General features: G+C 40.8%; 17 protein-coding genes and 1 pseudogene. 10 read left to right on the forward strand and 8 right to left on the reverse strand.

The genetic code is table 11. The features are described from left to right. Positions 1-13: 13 nt before the first annotated feature. Entirely contained in the window at positions 14-1,735 is a 1,722-nt protein-coding gene (locus B0X70_RS10055; protein WP_217471424.1) for a phospholipase D-like domain-containing protein, read from the reverse strand. A 297-nt stretch (positions 1,736-2,032) separates the two neighbouring features. Between B0X70_RS10055 and B0X70_RS10060 the strand changes: the two are divergent. From B0X70_RS10060 to B0X70_RS10075, 4 genes and pseudogenes are all read left to right on the forward strand, one after another. Continuing rightward, positions 2,033-2,143: pseudogene (locus B0X70_RS10060) on the forward strand (TA system antitoxin ParD family protein); the annotation flags it as partial. Positions 2,144-2,526: 383 nt separating this feature from the next. Then, on the forward strand, positions 2,527-3,582 hold the full coding sequence (locus B0X70_RS10065; RefSeq protein ID WP_217471425.1) for an alkene reductase: 1,056 nt from the start codon (positions 2,527-2,529) through the stop codon (positions 3,580-3,582). 181 nt (positions 3,583-3,763) lie between these two features. Further along, complete coding sequence (locus tag B0X70_RS10070) at positions 3,764-4,165, forward strand: nuclear transport factor 2 family protein (RefSeq protein WP_036807590.1); 402 nt, start codon at positions 3,764-3,766, stop codon at positions 4,163-4,165. A 205-nt stretch (positions 4,166-4,370) separates the two neighbouring features. Continuing rightward, complete coding sequence (locus B0X70_RS10075) at positions 4,371-4,835, forward strand: Rrf2 family transcriptional regulator (protein WP_217471426.1); 465 nt, start codon at positions 4,371-4,373, stop codon at positions 4,833-4,835. A 72-nt stretch (positions 4,836-4,907) separates the two neighbouring features. On the opposite strand, the gene B0X70_RS10080 is transcribed toward B0X70_RS10075, so the two are convergent. Continuing rightward, positions 4,908-5,948, reverse strand: a complete 1,041-nt coding sequence (locus tag B0X70_RS10080) for a LacI family DNA-binding transcriptional regulator (RefSeq protein ID WP_036807593.1) — start codon at positions 5,946-5,948, stop codon at positions 4,908-4,910. Between the two features lie 306 nt (positions 5,949-6,254). Between B0X70_RS10080 and B0X70_RS10085 the strand changes: the two genes are divergently transcribed. Genes B0X70_RS10085 through B0X70_RS10095 form a run of 3 tightly spaced genes read left to right on the forward strand, consistent with a single transcriptional unit; the run spans position 6,255 to position 8,282 of the window. Continuing rightward, positions 6,255-6,698 (forward strand): PTS sugar transporter subunit IIA, encoded by a 444-nt coding sequence (locus tag B0X70_RS10085; protein WP_217471427.1) that lies wholly within the window; start codon positions 6,255-6,257, stop codon positions 6,696-6,698. A gap of 29 nt (positions 6,699-6,727) precedes the next feature. Next, complete coding sequence (locus B0X70_RS10090) at positions 6,728-7,015, forward strand: PTS sugar transporter subunit IIB (protein ID WP_036807598.1); 288 nt, start codon at positions 6,728-6,730, stop codon at positions 7,013-7,015. 13 nt (positions 7,016-7,028) lie between these two features. Further along, positions 7,029-8,282, forward strand: coding sequence for a PTS ascorbate transporter subunit IIC (locus tag B0X70_RS10095; protein ID WP_217471428.1), 1,254 nt, complete (start codon positions 7,029-7,031; stop codon positions 8,280-8,282). Between the two features lie 309 nt (positions 8,283-8,591). On the opposite strand, the gene B0X70_RS10100 is transcribed toward B0X70_RS10095, so the two are convergent. From B0X70_RS10100 to B0X70_RS10125, 6 genes are all read right to left on the reverse strand, one after another. Beyond that, on the reverse strand, positions 8,592-9,287 hold the full coding sequence (locus B0X70_RS10100) for a helix-turn-helix transcriptional regulator (protein WP_046394695.1): 696 nt from the start codon (positions 9,285-9,287) through the stop codon (positions 8,592-8,594). 55 nt (positions 9,288-9,342) lie between these two features. After that, positions 9,343-10,020: a helix-turn-helix transcriptional regulator gene (locus B0X70_RS10105; RefSeq protein ID WP_336246316.1), complete on the reverse strand. Its 678-nt coding sequence runs from the start codon at positions 10,018-10,020 to the stop codon at positions 9,343-9,345. A 13-nt stretch (positions 10,021-10,033) separates the two neighbouring features. Continuing rightward, the gene (locus B0X70_RS10110; RefSeq protein ID WP_217471429.1) at positions 10,034-10,507 is read right to left on the reverse strand and encodes a hypothetical protein; all 474 of its coding nucleotides are present in this window, start codon (positions 10,505-10,507) and stop codon (positions 10,034-10,036) included. Positions 10,508-10,832: 325 nt separating this feature from the next. Further along, positions 10,833-11,609: a MurR/RpiR family transcriptional regulator gene (locus B0X70_RS10115; RefSeq protein ID WP_217471430.1), complete on the reverse strand. Its 777-nt coding sequence runs from the start codon at positions 11,607-11,609 to the stop codon at positions 10,833-10,835. A gap of 310 nt (positions 11,610-11,919) precedes the next feature. After that, on the reverse strand, positions 11,920-13,278 hold the full coding sequence (locus B0X70_RS10120; RefSeq protein WP_217471431.1) for a 6-phospho-alpha-glucosidase: 1,359 nt from the start codon (positions 13,276-13,278) through the stop codon (positions 11,920-11,922). A 13-nt stretch (positions 13,279-13,291) separates the two neighbouring features. Beyond that, complete coding sequence (locus B0X70_RS10125; RefSeq protein WP_217471432.1) at positions 13,292-14,833, reverse strand: PTS transporter subunit EIIC; 1,542 nt, start codon at positions 14,831-14,833, stop codon at positions 13,292-13,294. 575 nt (positions 14,834-15,408) lie between these two features. Between B0X70_RS10125 and B0X70_RS10130 the strand changes: the two genes are divergently transcribed. The 3 genes from B0X70_RS10130 (at position 15,409) to fruB (ending at position 17,978) form a co-directional block, all read left to right on the forward strand. Then, positions 15,409-15,669, forward strand: coding sequence for a hypothetical protein (locus tag B0X70_RS10130; RefSeq protein WP_144408158.1), 261 nt, complete (start codon positions 15,409-15,411; stop codon positions 15,667-15,669). Continuing rightward, entirely contained in the window at positions 15,669-16,289 is a 621-nt protein-coding gene (locus B0X70_RS10135; protein WP_052105732.1) for a tyrosine-type DNA invertase, read from the forward strand. Before B0X70_RS10130 ends, B0X70_RS10135 begins: the two co-directional genes overlap by 1 nt. A 561-nt stretch (positions 16,290-16,850) precedes the next feature. After that, positions 16,851-17,978 carry a fused PTS fructose transporter subunit IIA/HPr protein gene (gene fruB, locus B0X70_RS10140; RefSeq protein ID WP_217471433.1) on the forward strand — a complete coding sequence of 376 codons (1,128 nt, stop codon included), beginning with the start codon at positions 16,851-16,853 and terminating at the stop codon, positions 17,976-17,978. Positions 17,979-18,039: the final 61 nt, after the last annotated feature.

Genomic DNA, 18,039 nt, shown 5'->3' on the forward strand with positions numbered 1-18,039 from the left:
CTGGTTGCTTACATCAAACATTTTTATAATTAAATGAATGTGTTCTTGAATATTTCCACAATGGTTCCCAGTAGGATTCGATGAAAGTTTTTACCGCATCTTTTCCCTCAATAAGATAGTTGAACTCTGAAAGATATCCCGGGTAGAGATTATCAGAACCAACCACGTAGAGTTCATCGTCAATTATTGTTACTTTTGCATGATTCCCAGGAGCAGGGGCAACTTTGGGATATACTGGACCACTTGCTTTAATTAAAGACCGGAATGGGCGTCCTATAGAACCTACCTGTGGAGGTCTTTCAGCAAGAGGCGGTTCTTTTAGCGTAGCAGTATAAGAATTTTCATCCGGGGTTGGCCATTTGTATGTAGTACCTTCAATCGAAAGCTCTTCAGGTACTTTGTCTGTAAAGAAAAAAGGGGCAATCTCTATTCTTTTCAGTGCGGCTAGCCTGATTCCATCCGGATCTTCCAGCTTCTCATCGGTGTGCTCGTCATGTGTTAAATAGTATTTAAATATTTCAAACGTTCTTTTGGCGCCAGAACCAAAAGAATATTGATCACCAGCGGCGCCTGCGGCTGCATCAAGTGGCGATACAACAACTTGAACTTCCAGTTCGGGGTTGGCAAGTAATGCTTCGATCAACCATCGGCACACATGATGATCTCGCCACTGTTTTTTCCATGCACTGACAAGATCCTGTTGGGACATGCGAATTTTCTTCTTTGCATTCTTTATTATAAACTCTTTCATTATTTCAGAGCCTTTTTTATAATCTGTTCGCATATCAGGCCCAGACCAATATTTACCTACGGATAATATCCTGCTTGCTTTCTTATATTCTGGGTCCTTAGGTGGATTTTTTAGGCATTCTTCTTTTTTTCTGTCTATATATTTAGTAATGTGCTCTTTTTTTAATGGATCTTTTGGCTTTCCCACAATACCATTTGCATTAACCCATTTATTTTCATCTATATCAAAGAATTCTTTAGTTAAGAGGTCTGTATCAGACTCCCACATGTTATTTAAAAATAATTGTGAGCTTAATGATGCCGTTCCTATAACTTTAACAGAGACATCATGAACTGGAGGGTAATTTTTAAAGAGATCCATATTTAAATTATGGCCCCCGACAAATGACTCAATTCCATCAACTGCGATAATTTTTGTATGATTCCATGTCATTCTGGTGTCATCTTCTGGAAACATTTCCTCTGGTAGCACCTTCTTCTGTAATGATACTTTAAGCCCATCTACTATTCTGAAAAACCGACCAATCCATATTTCAGGTATACACTCCCAATGCTTTCTCCTTTCCTGAATTAATTGAATAATATCACTTTTCAATGCCAGATATTCAGGGGTGCCTTCGAAGTATGAATTCACACCGTTTAACAAAGATGTCGGTGTTTGAGCAAATAAGAACCTTATTTGAGTTCTGTCCTTCCTGTTTATTTTTTTGGTAAATGCGCGATCAATAGCTGATAGGATAACTTTTCTCCACTCTGCATCCGGGGCATTTAAGGAGGAAATATCACAGCGATAACGCATTTTTTCCAGAATACTTACAATAGCATCCTCAAATTCTGCTTCCCTTTTAATAGCCTGTGGCATTATCTCTTTTCCAAAAGGAAATCCCCATATTTTGGAAGTATCAAATATTTTTACATAGTTGATTTCACTTGTTTTATGAAAGTAACCGTCCAGTTTTTTTTGTAAACCATCCAATAAATTCATATATGTATCCTCCGGCAACAATTTTTTTACATATCAACCAACAGCCTGCCAGCATCAGACAAACCATTTATAATCATAACTAATTTTTGATAGGGGGAGGCTAAAAAAGATAAAACTGGGATCACGTATTTTCAAATTAGGTTATTGCGTCTATTCATTAAAGGATGTTTATCATGGGAATAGACATATCGAAATCAATGATTGCATAGTGCGATAAAATGTTGCATTTCATACAAATGCGTTTTATATCGCATGTAGTACAAAATCTCAGAGGGGCAAATTAAACTATGGCTATCTAAGCAAATTGAACATTGGACTAAGATTGGTCGCATTGCGGAGGATAACCCTGATTTGCCGTACTCTTTTATCCTTGATTCTTTGCTGGCAAAAAGAAAACTCATTGGATAGAGGTTCTATTAAAGAGCATTTCAAGGCTGCGTATTGCGTGGCCTTTTTTATGCCACTCATTTATTAACTCAAATCAAAGGCTATAAGCAGCTTATATCATGTTCAAGCAAAGTCATTGTTGTGTCATAACATTATTATCTTGCAAATATTTTAATATCTGACATTTTTATTTTGTTGTATTATGTAACTGTGTAAGTTACATTAATTCACGTCAGAGAAGCAGCCTGCTACTAAAGACTCGGGAACAGAATCAAGAGAAACAGAATCAAGAGAAAAAGTTCACACTCCCTAATTAACGCTGTTTGTTTCTGGTATGACCTGGCTATGCATCTATTGATGATTTGCAACGAAGTGCATTTATTAATCTATATGAGAGAAAAGATATGCCTACACTTTTTGACCCAATTCGCATTGGTGATCTCGACTTGCCAAATCGCATCATTATGGCTCCTTTGACACGCAACCGTGCAGAAGGAGAGGGACGTGTCCCTAATGCGTTGATGGCGGAATACTATGCTCAACGCACTTCCGCGGGTTTGATTATCAGTGAAGCGACTTCCGTAACCCCACAGGGAGTTGGCTACGAGAATACGCCGGGTATTTGGTCAGATGAACAAGTTGCTGGTTGGCGATTGGTCACGGATGCCGTGCATGCTGCCGGTGGGCGTATTTTTGTACAGCTTTGGCATGTAGGGCGGATATCGGACCCTATTTTCCTTAATGGAGAACGGCCGGTGGCGCCAAGTGCAATTGCGGCTGATGGTCATGTTAGCTTATTACGTCCAAAACGTCCTTTCGTAGTTCCACGGGCGCTTGAGTCTGAGGAAATTCCCGGTATTGTCGAAGCATTCAGGCGCGGAGCGGAAAATGCGAAAACGGCAGGGTTTGATGGAGTAGAAATACATGGCGCCAATGGATATTTGCTCGATCAATTCTTGCAAGATAATGCTAATCTGCGTACAGATCAGTACGGAGGTTCAGTCGAAAATAGGGCGCGATTACTGCTGGAAGTGACAGACGCTTGTATTTCGGTTTGGGGATCATCACGTGTTGGTATGCATTTATCCCCACGTGGCGGCTACTACTCTATGGCGGATTCTAATCCTGTGGCGACGTTTGGATATGTAGCACGTGAACTTGGTAAACGAGGTATTGCTTTTATCTTCTCACGTGATGCTGTGGTTGATGGTGATTTAAGTAAGGTGATAAAAGAAGCTTTTGGGTCAACTTATATTGCTAACGAGGAACTTACTAAAGAAAGTGCCGAGCAAGTTCTTGCTGACGGCCAGGCTGATGCAGTGGCTTTTGGTCAATTATTCATCGCCAATCCAGACTTACCTCACCGGTTTTTAATTGAAGCGCCATTTAATGAACAACAACCGGAAACTTTTATGGTTCCTGGCGCTATAGGCTATACTGATTATCCAGCGCTTACCTAGGTAAGGGGATATCTTACCCGCAATGGATAGCCTAACATGAAAGATGTTCGAATTGTTTTCCGGGGATGTTAATTTAAAGCGTCAATGGCGCTTTTTGGTTGAATGTCCCAAGATATCCGGCCGGCTCATTTTATAAGAGCCGGTCATATTTCATTGCAGGATAATTTGAAGGAGAATGATAATGTCAGATTCATTAAATGTATCTATTGTTCGCCGTTTTTATGACTCTATGGGTGATATTGATGTTCTTCGCCAGATCATGGCAAGTGATGTTATTTGGGATATTACTGAAGGATCTCGGTATGGTGGGATTTATGAAGGAATCGAAGATATACTAAATAATTTCTTTGTGCCATTTTTAAATGATATTGATGATTTTGTTGTGGACAGTTCTGAATATTTTGAATCAGATGATCATGTCATTGTTCTGGGGAATTATTTGGGGCGAGTGAAGAGTGGTAAGCGGTTCATTGCTCGTTTCGTTCATATATGGACAGTGCGGGATGGACGGTTAGTTAAATTACAACAAACTGCCGATACGCTTAAAATTGAACGTGCTCATGCAGATTATTCTATTCGGTAACGTCGGTTGCCATGCTTGTAATATTAACTGAGCCGAACAATGGCATACGATGGCAAAACGGGAGGAGTAGGAATGTTAATCAGGCAAGTTAACATTCTGAATTTCATTTCTTGTTATGTGACGAAATTAGTGACATACTACGCGGCCTTTTTGTTCATATTTTGCTATTCTTCCGTAACATCCTTAAGGTATACAGGATTTTCCAGTGCCAACATCTACCCGTTTTGCTGTTGCTATTCATATTCTCACCGATATCGCGCTTCACCACGGACAAGCTGTGCGTTCTGAGGATATCGCAAAAAGTGTGAATACTAACCCGACTGTTGTTCGTCGGCTCTTAGGCGCTCTTGCGGAGGCTGGTCTGACTTATTCGCAAATGGGGCAGGGCGGTGGAGCGTTACTCGCCCGGCCGTCGACGCAAATCTCATTGTTAGATATTTATCGCGCAGTTGAAGATCCTCAGTACTTTACCTTGCACCGTTCTAAACCTAATCCCAAGTGTTATATTGGGCACAATATCACGCCAGTATTAGAAGATGAATTTTCGCGTGTTACCTGTGTGCTAGAAACCGCTTTAGCTGAAACGACGGTGGCTGACATAGTAAATAAGGTCGAGGATTGCGCGGGTTTTCCTTTCACCTCGCATGACCTATGCCAGCAGGTAAAATAGTTACCACGATTACAGGCTTTAATCACAATGGATGTCTCATTATGGCGTTATCATTTTGTTAAGCGCTTTTTGTTAAGCACTTTGCCTGGGCTCGAACTTATACGAAAATAGGTGATATTGGTTGTTTTGATGTTTTGTTTCATCTTCACCTTGTTGATTGAGCAGTTTTATTAGTAATTTTCCGGTGTCCCTGCCTATTTGGGGATAATCAATGCGAATTGATGTCAGTGTTGGTTGTGTATGGTCACAGTTATCTGAACCTTCCAGACAAGCAACAGCCAAATCAGTAGGTATTTTAAGTAGACGTCGCTGACATTCAAATATGACACCTAAGGCAATCACTTCATGACTGCAAATTACACCTTCCAGTTCAGGTTGACGTAATAACATCTCAGTAACTGCCTGGCGGCCAAATTGCATGCTAGCCGTATCCGAGGTAGTGATATTTTGGTCAGCATTCTGATAGTGATGCAGCATGGCTTTATGCCAGCCATTAATTTGCTGATTGCGTAAACGGTTGTCCATTTGGGCGCCAATATAACCGATATGCTTGCGGCCATTATTTAACATATGTTCAGTCAACGTATAGGCGGCCGCGGAAAAATCGGTTTCTATATTAATTGCTGTTTGTTGTTGATGAGAGCCTGCAACATTAATAATGGGAATATTGATATGAGAAATATTGCTGTAGGTTTTATCTGCCAATTGCGAACTGAAAATCACCAGTGCTGCTGCATTGCTTTGCAGTAGTGTCATGATAATTTCGGCTTCTTTATTATGGTCATATTCATGACATCCAAGCAAAACTTGAAAAGCATGTTTATTCAGCACTTGTTGCAGTGACTGTATAAATGTAGCGCTGGCTTTATCTGTCAGTGAGGGCACAAGCACCGCGATAATATTACTTTGACCTGAAGCGAGTACGCCGGCAGCGCCATTTGGGATATATCCCAATTCCTGTATGGCTTGTTCAATTTTTTCTCGTAATTTATCCGATACCATTTCTGGTGTTCTCAATGCGCGTGAAACTGTCATTGAACCGACACCGGCATACTTAGCAACATCTTGTAATGTTACTCGCCCTGTATTACGGCGTTTTCGTGTCTTTTTCATCAAAATATTTTTCTGTTTTTTTAATTAACTGCTATGAATTTGACGATGGGATTCTACCTGATCTCAGGCAATTCGTGGGAAAAAACCATGAATGTACTTTCGCTTTTTGGTGAATTAATCAGATAACAAATGATAGCGCTATCACAATAATGAATTACGATCATAGATAGCGCTATCATTTGTGACTAATATCACTAGCAGAAGACAGAAGACAGAAGACAGAAGACAGAAGACAGAAGACAGAAGATAGAAGACAGAGGGCAGAAAGTAGGTAGAGCGGAATGAGATTTTTGTCAGGGGGAATTGATGCTAAAGAGGTTACTTACCCAGGATGTGATCCAAGTGATACCGGATATTGAAAATTGGCGCGAAGCAATCGCGGTTGCTTGTCAGCCTTTGGTGGAAAATGGCGCCATTTCTTCTCGCTATATTGATGCTATTTATCGTTCGCATGAGGCAATTGGTCCCTATTATGTTGTCGGTCCCGGAATCGCTATGCCACATGCCAGACCGGAAGAAGGGGTCAATAAATTAGCTTTAGCGTTAACCGTGATTAGTAAGGGAGTGGAGTTTGGGTCTGCGGAAAATGATCCGATCAAGTTGTTGATTGTCCTAGCAGCAACTGACAGCCATAGTCATATTGAGGTGATCGCTCAGCTTGCTGAGTTGTTTGATAATCAACAGGATGTTGCATTGTTGATGAGTGCCAAAAGTAAAGAAGAGATTCTTGCCGTGGTTAACCAGTATTAAGTCGCTATTTTTTGCTATGGGGAAACAGTATGAAAATCACAGTCGTTTGCGGGCATGGGTTAGGTACCAGTTTGATGATGGAAATGAGTATCAAAAGTATTCTGAAAGAGATGGGAATCGATGCCAGTGTTGATCACGTCGATCTAGGGTCAGCAAAAGCAACTCAAAGCGATATTTTTGTCGGTACTAAAGATATTACGGAACAACTAGTTGTGCAGGCCGTCGATGGCAAAATTGTTGCACTGGACAATATGGTGGATAAATCGGCAATGAAAGTACGTTTGTCCGCGGCATTAGCAGAACTTGGCGCACTGTAACTGGGAGGACGTCATGGAATTTTTCCATTTTCTGATGAGTGTCCTATCAGAACCTGCGATTTTGGTCGGTCTTATCGCGCTTATTGGTTTGATCATGCAAAGGAAACCGGTGACGGAATGTATCAAAGGCACTATAAAAACCATTATGGGGTTTGTGATCTTGGGAGCGGGGGCTGGATTAGTCGTCTCTTCGCTGGGGGATTTTGCTGAGATTTTCCAACACGCTTTTGGTATTCAGGGGGTAATGCCAAACAACGAAGCCATTGTTTCCATTGCGCAGAAAAGTTTTGGTAAAGAAATGGCAATGATCATGTTCTTTGCTATGGTGATTAATATTTTAATTGCACGTTTTACCCCGTGGAAATTTATCTTTCTGACCGGGCACCACACATTATTTATGTCCATGATGGTCGCGGTGATTTTGGCAACAGCAGGGATTAAAGGCACTATGCTAGTGGCTATTGGTTCTGTGGTTGTCGGTGTTGCTATGGTTTTTTTCCCGGCGATTGCCCATCCATATATGAAGAAAGTAACAGGTTCTGATGATGTTGCCATTGGGCATTTTTCCACGCTTTCCTATGTCCTATCTGGTTTTATTGGCAGTAAACTGGGAAATAAAGCGTATTCAACAGAAGAGATGAATGTTCCGAAAAGCTTGCTGTTTCTGCGTGATACACCGGTTGCCATCTCTTTTACGATGGCGATTATTTTTATGATCAGTTGTTTATTCGCTGGTAGTGATTTTGTGAGAGAAGTCAGTGGTGGGAAAAATGGATTTATGTTCTCGCTAATGCAATCTATTACTTTTGCCGCTGGTGTATACATTATTCTGCAAGGTGTGAGAATGGTCATTGCAGAAATCGTTCCCGCGTTTAAAGGAATTTCTGACAAACTGGTACCAAATGCTAAACCAGCATTAGATTGCCCGGTTGTCTTCCCTTACGCGCCTAATGCAGTATTGGTAGGGTTCTTAAGCAGTTTTGTGGCTGGTGTTATCGGTATGTTTATACTGTATGCACTAGGTATGACAGTTATTATTCCCGGCGTAGTGCCACACTTCTTTGTTGGTGCAGCGGCTGGAGTTTTTGGTAATGCGACAGGGGGGCGTAGAGGCGCTATTCTCGGGGCTTTTGCTCAGGGCTTTCTGATCACCTTTTTACCCGTGTTCCTGTTGCCCGTCTTGGGGGATATTGGTATTGCCAACACGACATTCAGTGATGCTGATTTTGGTGCGTTGGGCATTCTGTTAGGTATTATTGTTCGTTGATTGTGGATTTGGCAGTGAAACAGGGGGTTAAAACACCCTGTCTCTTGCCAAAATGTTGATGTAAACCATTTGACTGTGGTAAGGCATCGGTCAATGCTCATAAAAATCTCTTGGTTTCATCGTTTTTCATATAAAGTCTTCAACAGAAATAAGAATGCAAATTTTCAAAAAAATGATTATTTAGTCACGTTTTTAGCCCTTTATTTTAATTTGTCAAATTGTTATCCATATATTAATTAGGGGAACTTAAGCAAAATCCAGGTTAATTAAACAGGTCAGAGAGAAATATGTAGCAATGAAATCGATTATTTATAGCAAAATATGGCCTATGGATTGAAGGTATTTGGGGGGAATATAAAGATCATAATTATTCTCTTTGCAAAGTGTTCTTAGCTCAATAGCTGAGTTAACTGATAGTTTCTCATAGATACTTTCGAAATATTTTTCCACAGTGCGATATGAAATTTTCATTTCGTCAGCGATATATTTATTGCTAACTCCACGGCAGAATAAAAAAATGATTATCCATTCTTTTTCTTTTAATAGATTGTTAGGTTGCTGAAATCGGATTGATATAGCAATATTATTCTCCATATAATGAGATACGGTAAAGTTATGTATTTCTCTGGCATGAGAAATTATGCCAATACACTGTTTATTTTCATCCATTAATGGATATTTATCACAGAAATAGGATGTAGTTTGCTCGTTTTTGGTTTGAGGGAAAGTGCTAAGAGATGATATTCGTTGCATACCCTGCAATACCTTGTGATCATGTTCCTCAAAAAGATGAGCAAATTGATTAACGGGTGAAGGTAACTCTTTATCAGTATACCCAATAATATCAAAATTTTCAGGTAATTTATTAGCTTTAATAAACATTTTATTTGCATAAATAAAGCGGAACTCCTTATCTTTTACAAACCACGGTTCTGAGCTTTTATCCCACATATTAGTTAATTGAGGAGTAATAAAAGGGACTTTTTTACATCCTGATTGACTCATATTTGACCTTTATAACATTATTACCTTATAAAAAATTTGAATAAATAGACGATATTTATAAGTAAGACAATAAAAACCTTTTTGGCGCATAGAGATCAAAACTATTTAGTCGGCAATATTCCTCCAATTGTGAATCTGAGTTAATTTTCAATTTATTATAAATCTTTCTTATATATTCCTCTATGGTTTTATCTGAGATTTTGAGTAATTGACAGATTTGTGTTCTATTATATTTTTGTAGAAAAAGAAAAACAATTTCCCATTCCTGTTCAGTAAGGAGATGAGTTGGTGATTGAAACCTAATAGAAGCAGGCAGTTTACTATGAAATAGCCGAGTCAATGAATTATCCTGAACTTTCCAGGCATGGAAAAGAATACCGATGCATTCATCTTTATCATCATAGAATGGAAATTTCTCTTGGAAATAAGATGATAAAACTTTATCTCGGCCAAATACATGTGTCTCTAATGATAAAATACTTTCTCTATTTTTTATGACCTGCAAATCATGTATAATAAAATCTTTGGCAAATTCATTGCCTTTCCAGGGGATATCACTATCGTATTTACCTTCATAATCATAGTTTGCATTCATATTTTGGAGTTTAATTAATGCATCATTACCATAGAGAAAGCAGGAAGATTTATCCTTTATTCCCCAAGGTTCATTGCTTACTTCCAGGGTATTGATTATTTGTAGCGAAGTAGTGGAATTTTTTCTAGTCATATTCATGTAATATTTTGATTTAGGAAAACATCATGCTTTCTTGTTGCAAAAATTTCTCTGATGCGTTGAGCTCAAAGTCATTGAGACAACGATATCCCTCTAGTTTTTGGATAGTATATTTTTGTAAAAAGAGGAAAATAATAGCATGCTTAACTTGAGTAAAAAGTTCATATGGTGTTTGGTACATAACGGATGCTAGTAATTTTCCATAAAACAGACAGGTTAGAGAAAAAACTTTTGCTTTATTTACATGAAAGAGCGTACCAAGACAGTGCTGTGAATCCTTATCTTCTGTAATCGGTGCAGGTAATTCACTTGCTGAAAGTTCGGTAATATCAGAGTTTTTAGATAAGTTGAGTTGTTGGTAAAAAAACGGATTGGCATAGATAAATTTTGGCTGGCAATGTTTAGCTTCCCAAAGATTATAGTTTTTTTCTCTCAGGTAAACTAATTGCGGAGTGATATTATTTTGTTTGTTTTTTATATTTAACATGACAACTCCTTAATGAGTATTTTAATCATTATCTGAAGAGTTTTTCTATTGATTCCATTTAAAATAACCTGATTATATAACAGATTGCAATAATTAATTCGTATAAAGATAAAATTTATCGATTTTTACCTAAATCCGTTAATCAAATAGTTTATTATTTTATGTAAAAATACCTCTATATGAGAATATATAAACATCAGTATTGTTTAGTACTAAAATTATTTAAATCGTTTCATGCCAGTTTGATTTAATAGTTAACATCCTTTCCTGTATTTTTATTTTCCTTGGCTGTCGAGATCATATTGTATGGTTTTTGTTCTGTGAATTAAGACGTTGCCTGTAATAATAATAAATCAATGAGCATGATAAGATTAGACTCGAATGAAGTGATCTCGTTGATTTCCGCATCAAAATAAATTGCCTCGTCATATAGTGCAAAGTGCACATCAGCTAGTGAAGCCAATGGATTAGCAGATGAGCGGGTGAATGCAATGACTGTCATACCAATATTATGAGCAATGCGTACTTTATCCAACACCTGTTCTGTCTGACCGCTGCGAGAGATAGCGATAAAAACTTCATATTTCATCGCATTACTTAGGAAGATTTTACGGCTATCTCCTGGGTCGGATCTAAAAGCTGTTTTCCCTAGCACTTGCAATTTTTGCGTCAAATAATTGACAAATAGCCCGGAAAAACCAGCACCATAGAGAAAAAAACTCTCTTTCTCACGTAGCAGCGTGCTAAAACACGACATTCTTTCTGGTGTGACCAAAGTGAAAGTTTTACGGTAATTAGTCACGAAGTGTTCAAATGCATCAGGAATTATCTCATCATGATGGGGTTGTGTATTCCCGAAAATGGACATTCCACCGGACAACAGTTGTTTGCAGTACCAAATAAATTCACTATAGCCACTGAATCCCAGTTTCTGGCATAGACGCATAATAGTGGCGGGAGAAATGAACGTGGCTTTTGCCAGCTCACGTACTGTAATTTGCCCAATTAACAATGGATGCGCGGTTAAATAGGATAATACGCGGTATTCCGCGCGAGTTATTTTTTCGCTGCGCTGTAACAAGGGGGTTAACCGATTATCCATTATCTATTATCCATTATTTATCCAGTGATAGCAGGCAGCCATATCATATACCCGTTATCTTTCAAGTTGCCTCTTTGTTGGCTGCACTCGCTCACCCTGGTCACATAGTTATCTATGCTCCCGGGGATTCGCTCCCTCGCCGTCGCGATGCATATTGAAATCCATAGGGTATGTATGTTCGGCTGTTCGATAATCGAATTGTGGTGAATTTTCTTAATCTCCACAAGATAATGATTGCCGGACAGTGAGCCGGCTCGCATAAAAATCTTCTTTTTTATGTAAAAAAGGCAGATTATAGGTTAAATATTGGTTAAATTGCTTCACCTTGGTGCCAGGCTTGGTTAAGTGTAGGCCAATAACCTTGGTTAGCTTCGATCATTTCATCCAGAATCGCTTTGGCTTGTTGCATAGTAGGTACGGTACGATTCAGTGTGAAGGCTTGCAGCACTTTCTCATAGCTACCTTCTAATGCGGCTTCCACTAACAACTGTTCTGAAGCCAGTTGTTGCGCTAGCAGCGCTTGATGAAACAGGGGGACGTTCCCTATACGTACTGGTTCAGGACCTTGAGCGGTAATGTAAGCGGGTATTTCCACCATTGCATCGTAAGGTAAGTTAGCGATAGCGCCCCTATTCTCGGTAATCACCAGATGGCGCTGACGCAAATCAAAAGCCAGTGAGCATGCTACGTCAACAATAAAAGCGCCGTGCACCCCGACATGGAAAGCGTCGGGTAAAATGCCTGTGCGTTTAAACTCAGCCGCTGCTTTAAACAACTTCTTTTCCCGACCGTCCATCACTTCGTTGGCACGGGTATAGTCAGGATTTTGGTGCTCAACAATGTGGTTTGGCATCAGATAGTATTGCAAATAGGGATTAGGCACATAATCAGGAAAATGGTCCATGATCGGCTTGATATTACGCCAGGTTTTAACCCATGACGGATCAGCATGTTGCGGGTCTGTCTGTGCTGCATCAGCAGTCAGCAGGCCATGCTGGGCGATATGACGACGCAATTCAGGCAAATGATCTTTTCCGTTCACCCACACTTTGGTAAACCAGCCGAAATGGTTCAGACCAAAGTAATCGACGGTGATATCGTGACGATCCACACCTAAAATTGCTGCCATATTGCGCATAGCGGCCACTGGCATATCACAGATGTTGAGTACTCTGGCTTGTGGACGTAGACGGCGTATTCCTTCAGCAACGATAGAGGCGGGGTTAGAGTAATTTACGATCCAAGCGTTATCTGCATAGCGCTCCACCAAATCGATCAGTTCCACCATTGGCATGATAGTACGCAGGCCGTAAGCCAATCCGCCAAGACCACAGGTTTCCTGACCAATTACGCCGTGACGTAAGGGGATCTTTTCGTCCTGTTCTCGCATTTTGTACTGACCAACGCGTATTTGGGCAAAGACAAAATGGGCGCCGCTAAAAGCGGTTTTTGCCTCGTTTGTTACGACAAAGCGAATCGTCTGGCTATGCTCACGTATCACTTTTTCCACTACCGGCGCAATGGTGTCTTGCCGGTGAGTATCGATGTCATACAAACGAATTTCCGCTAGTGGGAAGTCGTTTAGCCGTACCATCAGGCTTTTTACGATACCTGGCGTATAGGTACTACCGCCGCCGGCGATAGTTAAAACGAAAGGGGCGCTAGCCATATTTATGCTCCTGTTAAAGTGCTTCTTCTACAGCTTCACGTATCTTTTTGACGTGCAGACCGTAAATTACCTGAACGTTATTTCCCTGACAGATGACACCTTTTGCGCCGGTCGATTTAAGCCTGTTTTCGTCAATGAGCGTGGTGTCATATACCGTTATGCGCAGTCGGGTGTAGCAGTTGTCGATAGCGACAATATTCGCTGTACCGCCTAATCCGCAGATGATTTGTTGTCCTGGTTTGTCATCATCGGCAACTTGATACTCTTTCTTGCTATAGAGGCGTGTTTCTTGATCGTCACTTTCTCGTCCAGGGGTTTTCAGGTCGTAATGTAAAATCAGGAAACGGAATGCGAAAAAATAAATCACCGACATGATTAGCCCTACGGCGATATACATTGGCCAGTTAGATTTTTCGGTGCCGAGCGGTAAGTTATATAGTATGAAGTCGATTATACCGTTAGCGCCGATAGCATGTACGCCGAGTAGATAGAACAGCATAAAACCTAAACCAGTTAACAGGGCATGAACGCCAAACAGTAGCGGAGCAACAAACAGGAAAGAAAATTCAAGTGGTTCGGTTACGCCTAACAAAAAAGTGGTCATAGCGGCAGGGATGAGAACAGCTTTTGCCGCACTTTTCTTTGCTGGGTGGGCAGTCACATACATTGCCAGCGCAGCGGCAGTCAGGCCAAACATCTTACTGATCCCTCGCGCATCCCATACCACACTGTTACTGAGTTGATGTACAGTCGGGCAAGCCATTTCAGCGAAATAGATATTGCGTGCTCCTTGATGTACAGTGCCGCATACCTCTGCAACGCCTCCTAATTCGGTATACAAAAAGGGCGTATAAACCAGATGATGTAAGCCTAATGGGATCAGAATGCGTTCCAGAAAGCCGTATATGGCGACGCCAAATGGCCCGGACTCATGAATACCGTGAGCAAGGGCGCCGATGCCCCGTTGTGCATAGGGCCAAATATCACTCATTAAGTAACCCGATATAACGGCCAGAGGGATCATCAGAATGGCGACAAAACAGTGCCCGGAATAAATTGCCATCACACCATTAAACTGTTTTGACGAATAGCGGTTATAGCAATAACCAGCCAATGCACCGATCAGTATCCCGGCAAAAGCGCCCATTTCCAACACTTGCACACCCAGAACCATGCCTTGGCCAACATTGCGCATTTGCGTTTCTGCCGCCAATTTTCCCTGTAATGCTAAAGTAACGTGCATAGCATTGATAAAAATAACGAAAGTGACCAGACCGATCAATGCGGCATAACCTTTATTGCGTTTTGCCAGCCCGATAGGGATTCCAACAGCAAAAATCAACGCCAGATTGCTCAATATTGAAACAGCAGATTGGGAGATCAATTTCCCAGATTGCTGAACTAACCAATGGTTTAAAAATGGAAAATATTCTGCAAGGTTACCGTTTCCCAATACATTGCCAAAAGCAATAAATAGCCCGACGATAGGGAGAATTAGCACCGGGCCGTACAAAGATTTGCCAAGGTTTTGCAACGCATTAATGATCCTTTTCATTAAACTTCTGTTCCTTGCTAGAAATATTATTTGGTTACATAAAACTAAAGATACAGATTAAGAATAACAGCTCAGGAAGGTAAAATGACACTTATCCGATTGTTTTAAATAACAAATGACTGAAAAAGTAACATGTAACTTTTAAACGTGTGAGTGCATTCGCAAATCAATTTTTGTTACAAAGGATTGGCGGAAGAGGACAATAATGAGTCATAATGTTCGGGGTTTAGATAGTAAATAACATCATTGTGGTGACATGGCTGAAATCTGGGGGTGATTTGGAAAGCTGAATATTGTATCTAGCTGATATACCAAATCATTCTACATAGAGGATCATCTACTCATGTTACCAGTTTGTTAAATTTACTGTCGGCCGGGTTTTCTCCGGCGAGATAGAGAGATTGAATGTTTATCGAAAGCCGACAAACATCGCTGCATCAACATCCTTCCTTAGTGATTTGAACCAGAAATTAATCGACTGACACGTCCTTTTGTTAAAATGGTTATTGAACTTATTGCAGTGATTTTTGTTGGTATTTCTAGCCGAAAAGCCTTATTTGGTGGGAATCGGTTAATTGAATCACTATTTTTCTTTTAACCTAGGGATGGTAAGAATAGGGGGAATTACCGGAGAACAGACATTGAATATCTATCCGTTACGCAGCTTGAACATAGATCAAGTACAGAAACAGGAGTTTCATACAGTCATCTGCCGCCATTCCGGCGCAGGTTTATTTACTATGGGGGATTTAGGGTTGGTTCTGGGTCTCAATCAGTTACAGATAACGCAGTGTGTTACATGCGTTAAAATAAAGAATATTTGGGATAGACCATAATGGGTCAACGAAGACATCTAACGCAATACGAAGTGGAAAGAATACTGGAAGTGGCGAAAAAGAGTCCTAATGGGGAGCGCGACTATTGTCTGGTATACATGAGCTTTGTTCATGGCTTACGTGTTAGTGAAGCCAGATATCTACGGTTATCTGATCTGGATTTGGATGATGGCAGTTTGTATATCCGGCGTTTAAAAGGCGGATTTTCTACTATTCATCCTCTTTTGGGTTATGAGATCCAAGCGATCAAGGAGTGGTTAAAAGTCCGTAAAACCTTCCGAGGGGCAGAAAGTGATTGGTTGTTTCTGTCACGCAGCGGAAACGCACTGACTCGCCAGCGCGTTTATCAACTTATTAACCAATTCGGACGATTGGCTAAGATTTCCATAGATTCGCATCCGCACATGTTGCGCCATGCCTGTGGTTTTGCGCTGGCAGATAGAGGGATAGATACTCGGTTGATACAAGATTATCTTGGGCACAGTAATATTCGCCATACTGTACGATATACCGCCAGTAATGCGGAGCGTTTCCACGGTGTTTGGGGTGTAAAAAGGAATCGGCAACGAGAATTACACTTTGATTATGTCCCACAGGAAAATGCTTGTTCAACTGAATAAGCGATTCTGATGTATGCGCCTGTTAAGGCGCATACATAAAAACCCTCTTAAACAGCGTGATTGTATTTAGAGAATAGGGATGACAAAGATCTGTCTGTAAAAATAAAGTATCGCGTTGACAAATTTCTGAAATAATATCAGACCTTTCATACAGCATTTTTTCAAATAATTGTTCCTGATCTTGGAAAAAATGATATTTCTCCGGCGTAACTCATTCTGCTAGTCGTTCCCTAATATCTTATCGATTTTGGTTTAATAATTTATTTCTTTAACTACCCGTTCTGACGTAGGTCTGTACCAATTTAGGAGGGTTGGTGAATGGCAAAGTTATTGGTTTACCAAATCCCTTGGGGGAGGTAGGCAAAAAGTGATGGCAGGAAAAATGTGAGTAATCTCAAAAAATTGCGATTTTATTTCACATAAGTATTGAATGAAAATTATTCATGTTTCACACTCGTTGAAACGTTTCAGTTTTTTTATCTCTTTTTCTTTTTATGGACTTAATGCTTTTTTCTCTGCGTAAACTGAAACGATTCTATTTTTGGTAATAGGGAGAAAATTATGTTCCAGTTGGCTCTGCAAAATATTCATACTGGCGCAATTGCAACCAGTAAAGAGGATGCTATTCGTCAGGTAGCGGCTATGCTAGCCGCTAATGGTAATGTCAGCGATGCCTATGTTGACGGCATGTTGCAACGTGAAAATCAAATTTCTACCTACCTTGGCAACGGTATCGCCATTCCACATGGCACGCTAGATACTCGCGATCTGGTCATGAAAACCGATGTACAGGTATTTCACTTTTCACAGGGTGTTGAATGGGATCAAGGGGCGATGTGTTATGTGGTTATTGGTATCGCCGCACGTTCCGATGAGCATTTGGCACTACTGCGTCAGTTAACGCACCTACTGAGCGATGATCGTATTGCTGAACAGCTAAAAACTGTTAAGTCAGCGCAGGCGCTGCATAGATTGCTAATGGGCGAAGTTCAGCAGCCTGAGTTTAAATTCGATACCAGCCTGATTACGCTAGATGTTAACGCCCGCGATTTGATGACGCTACAGGCATTAAATGCCGGGCGGTTACAGCAAGTGGGGGCGGTGGATACAACTTTTGTCAGCAAAGTGATTAACAGTAAGCCATTGGATCTTGGGCAGGGCATTTGGTTAAGCGATAGTCCCGACGGTAATTTAACCAGCGCTGTGGCAGTGAGCCGATTGTTCACGCGGGACAACGAACCGGTGGTGATGTTATTGACCGTTGCGGTTGCTGACGACCAGCCGCTAAACGTGTTACATCGCCTGGGTAACTTGTTATTAGCACAAAAAGCGGAATGTTTGCTGAAAGCTGATGCGCCGACAGTGCTGGCATTACTGACCAGTGGCGTACAGGCGCGGAGCGCGATATCCAGTGGAGAATTTGTCCTGTGCAACGAACATGGCTTACATACTCGCCCTGGCGCCGTGTTGGTTAATGTTATTCGGCAATTTTCCAGTGAAATTACCATTATCAACCTTGATGGCGCCGGTCAACCGGTAAATGGCCGTAGTCTGATGAAAATCATGGCATTGGGCGCTAAAAAAGGGCACCGGCTTCATATTACTGCTAATGGCGATGATGCGCAGCAGGCGATAGCTGCCATTGGTGAAGCGATTATTTCCGGTTTGGGGGAAGGGCCGTGTAAGTAAAAATCCCCAGTTGGCTGTGAAAATGGCGCGCGTCGATCTACAACTCTTTTAGCTAATAGCA

This window comes from Photorhabdus akhurstii, from assembly GCF_019090985.1.
In the GTDB taxonomy this organism is placed as follows: domain Bacteria; phylum Pseudomonadota; class Gammaproteobacteria; order Enterobacterales; family Enterobacteriaceae; genus Photorhabdus; species Photorhabdus akhurstii.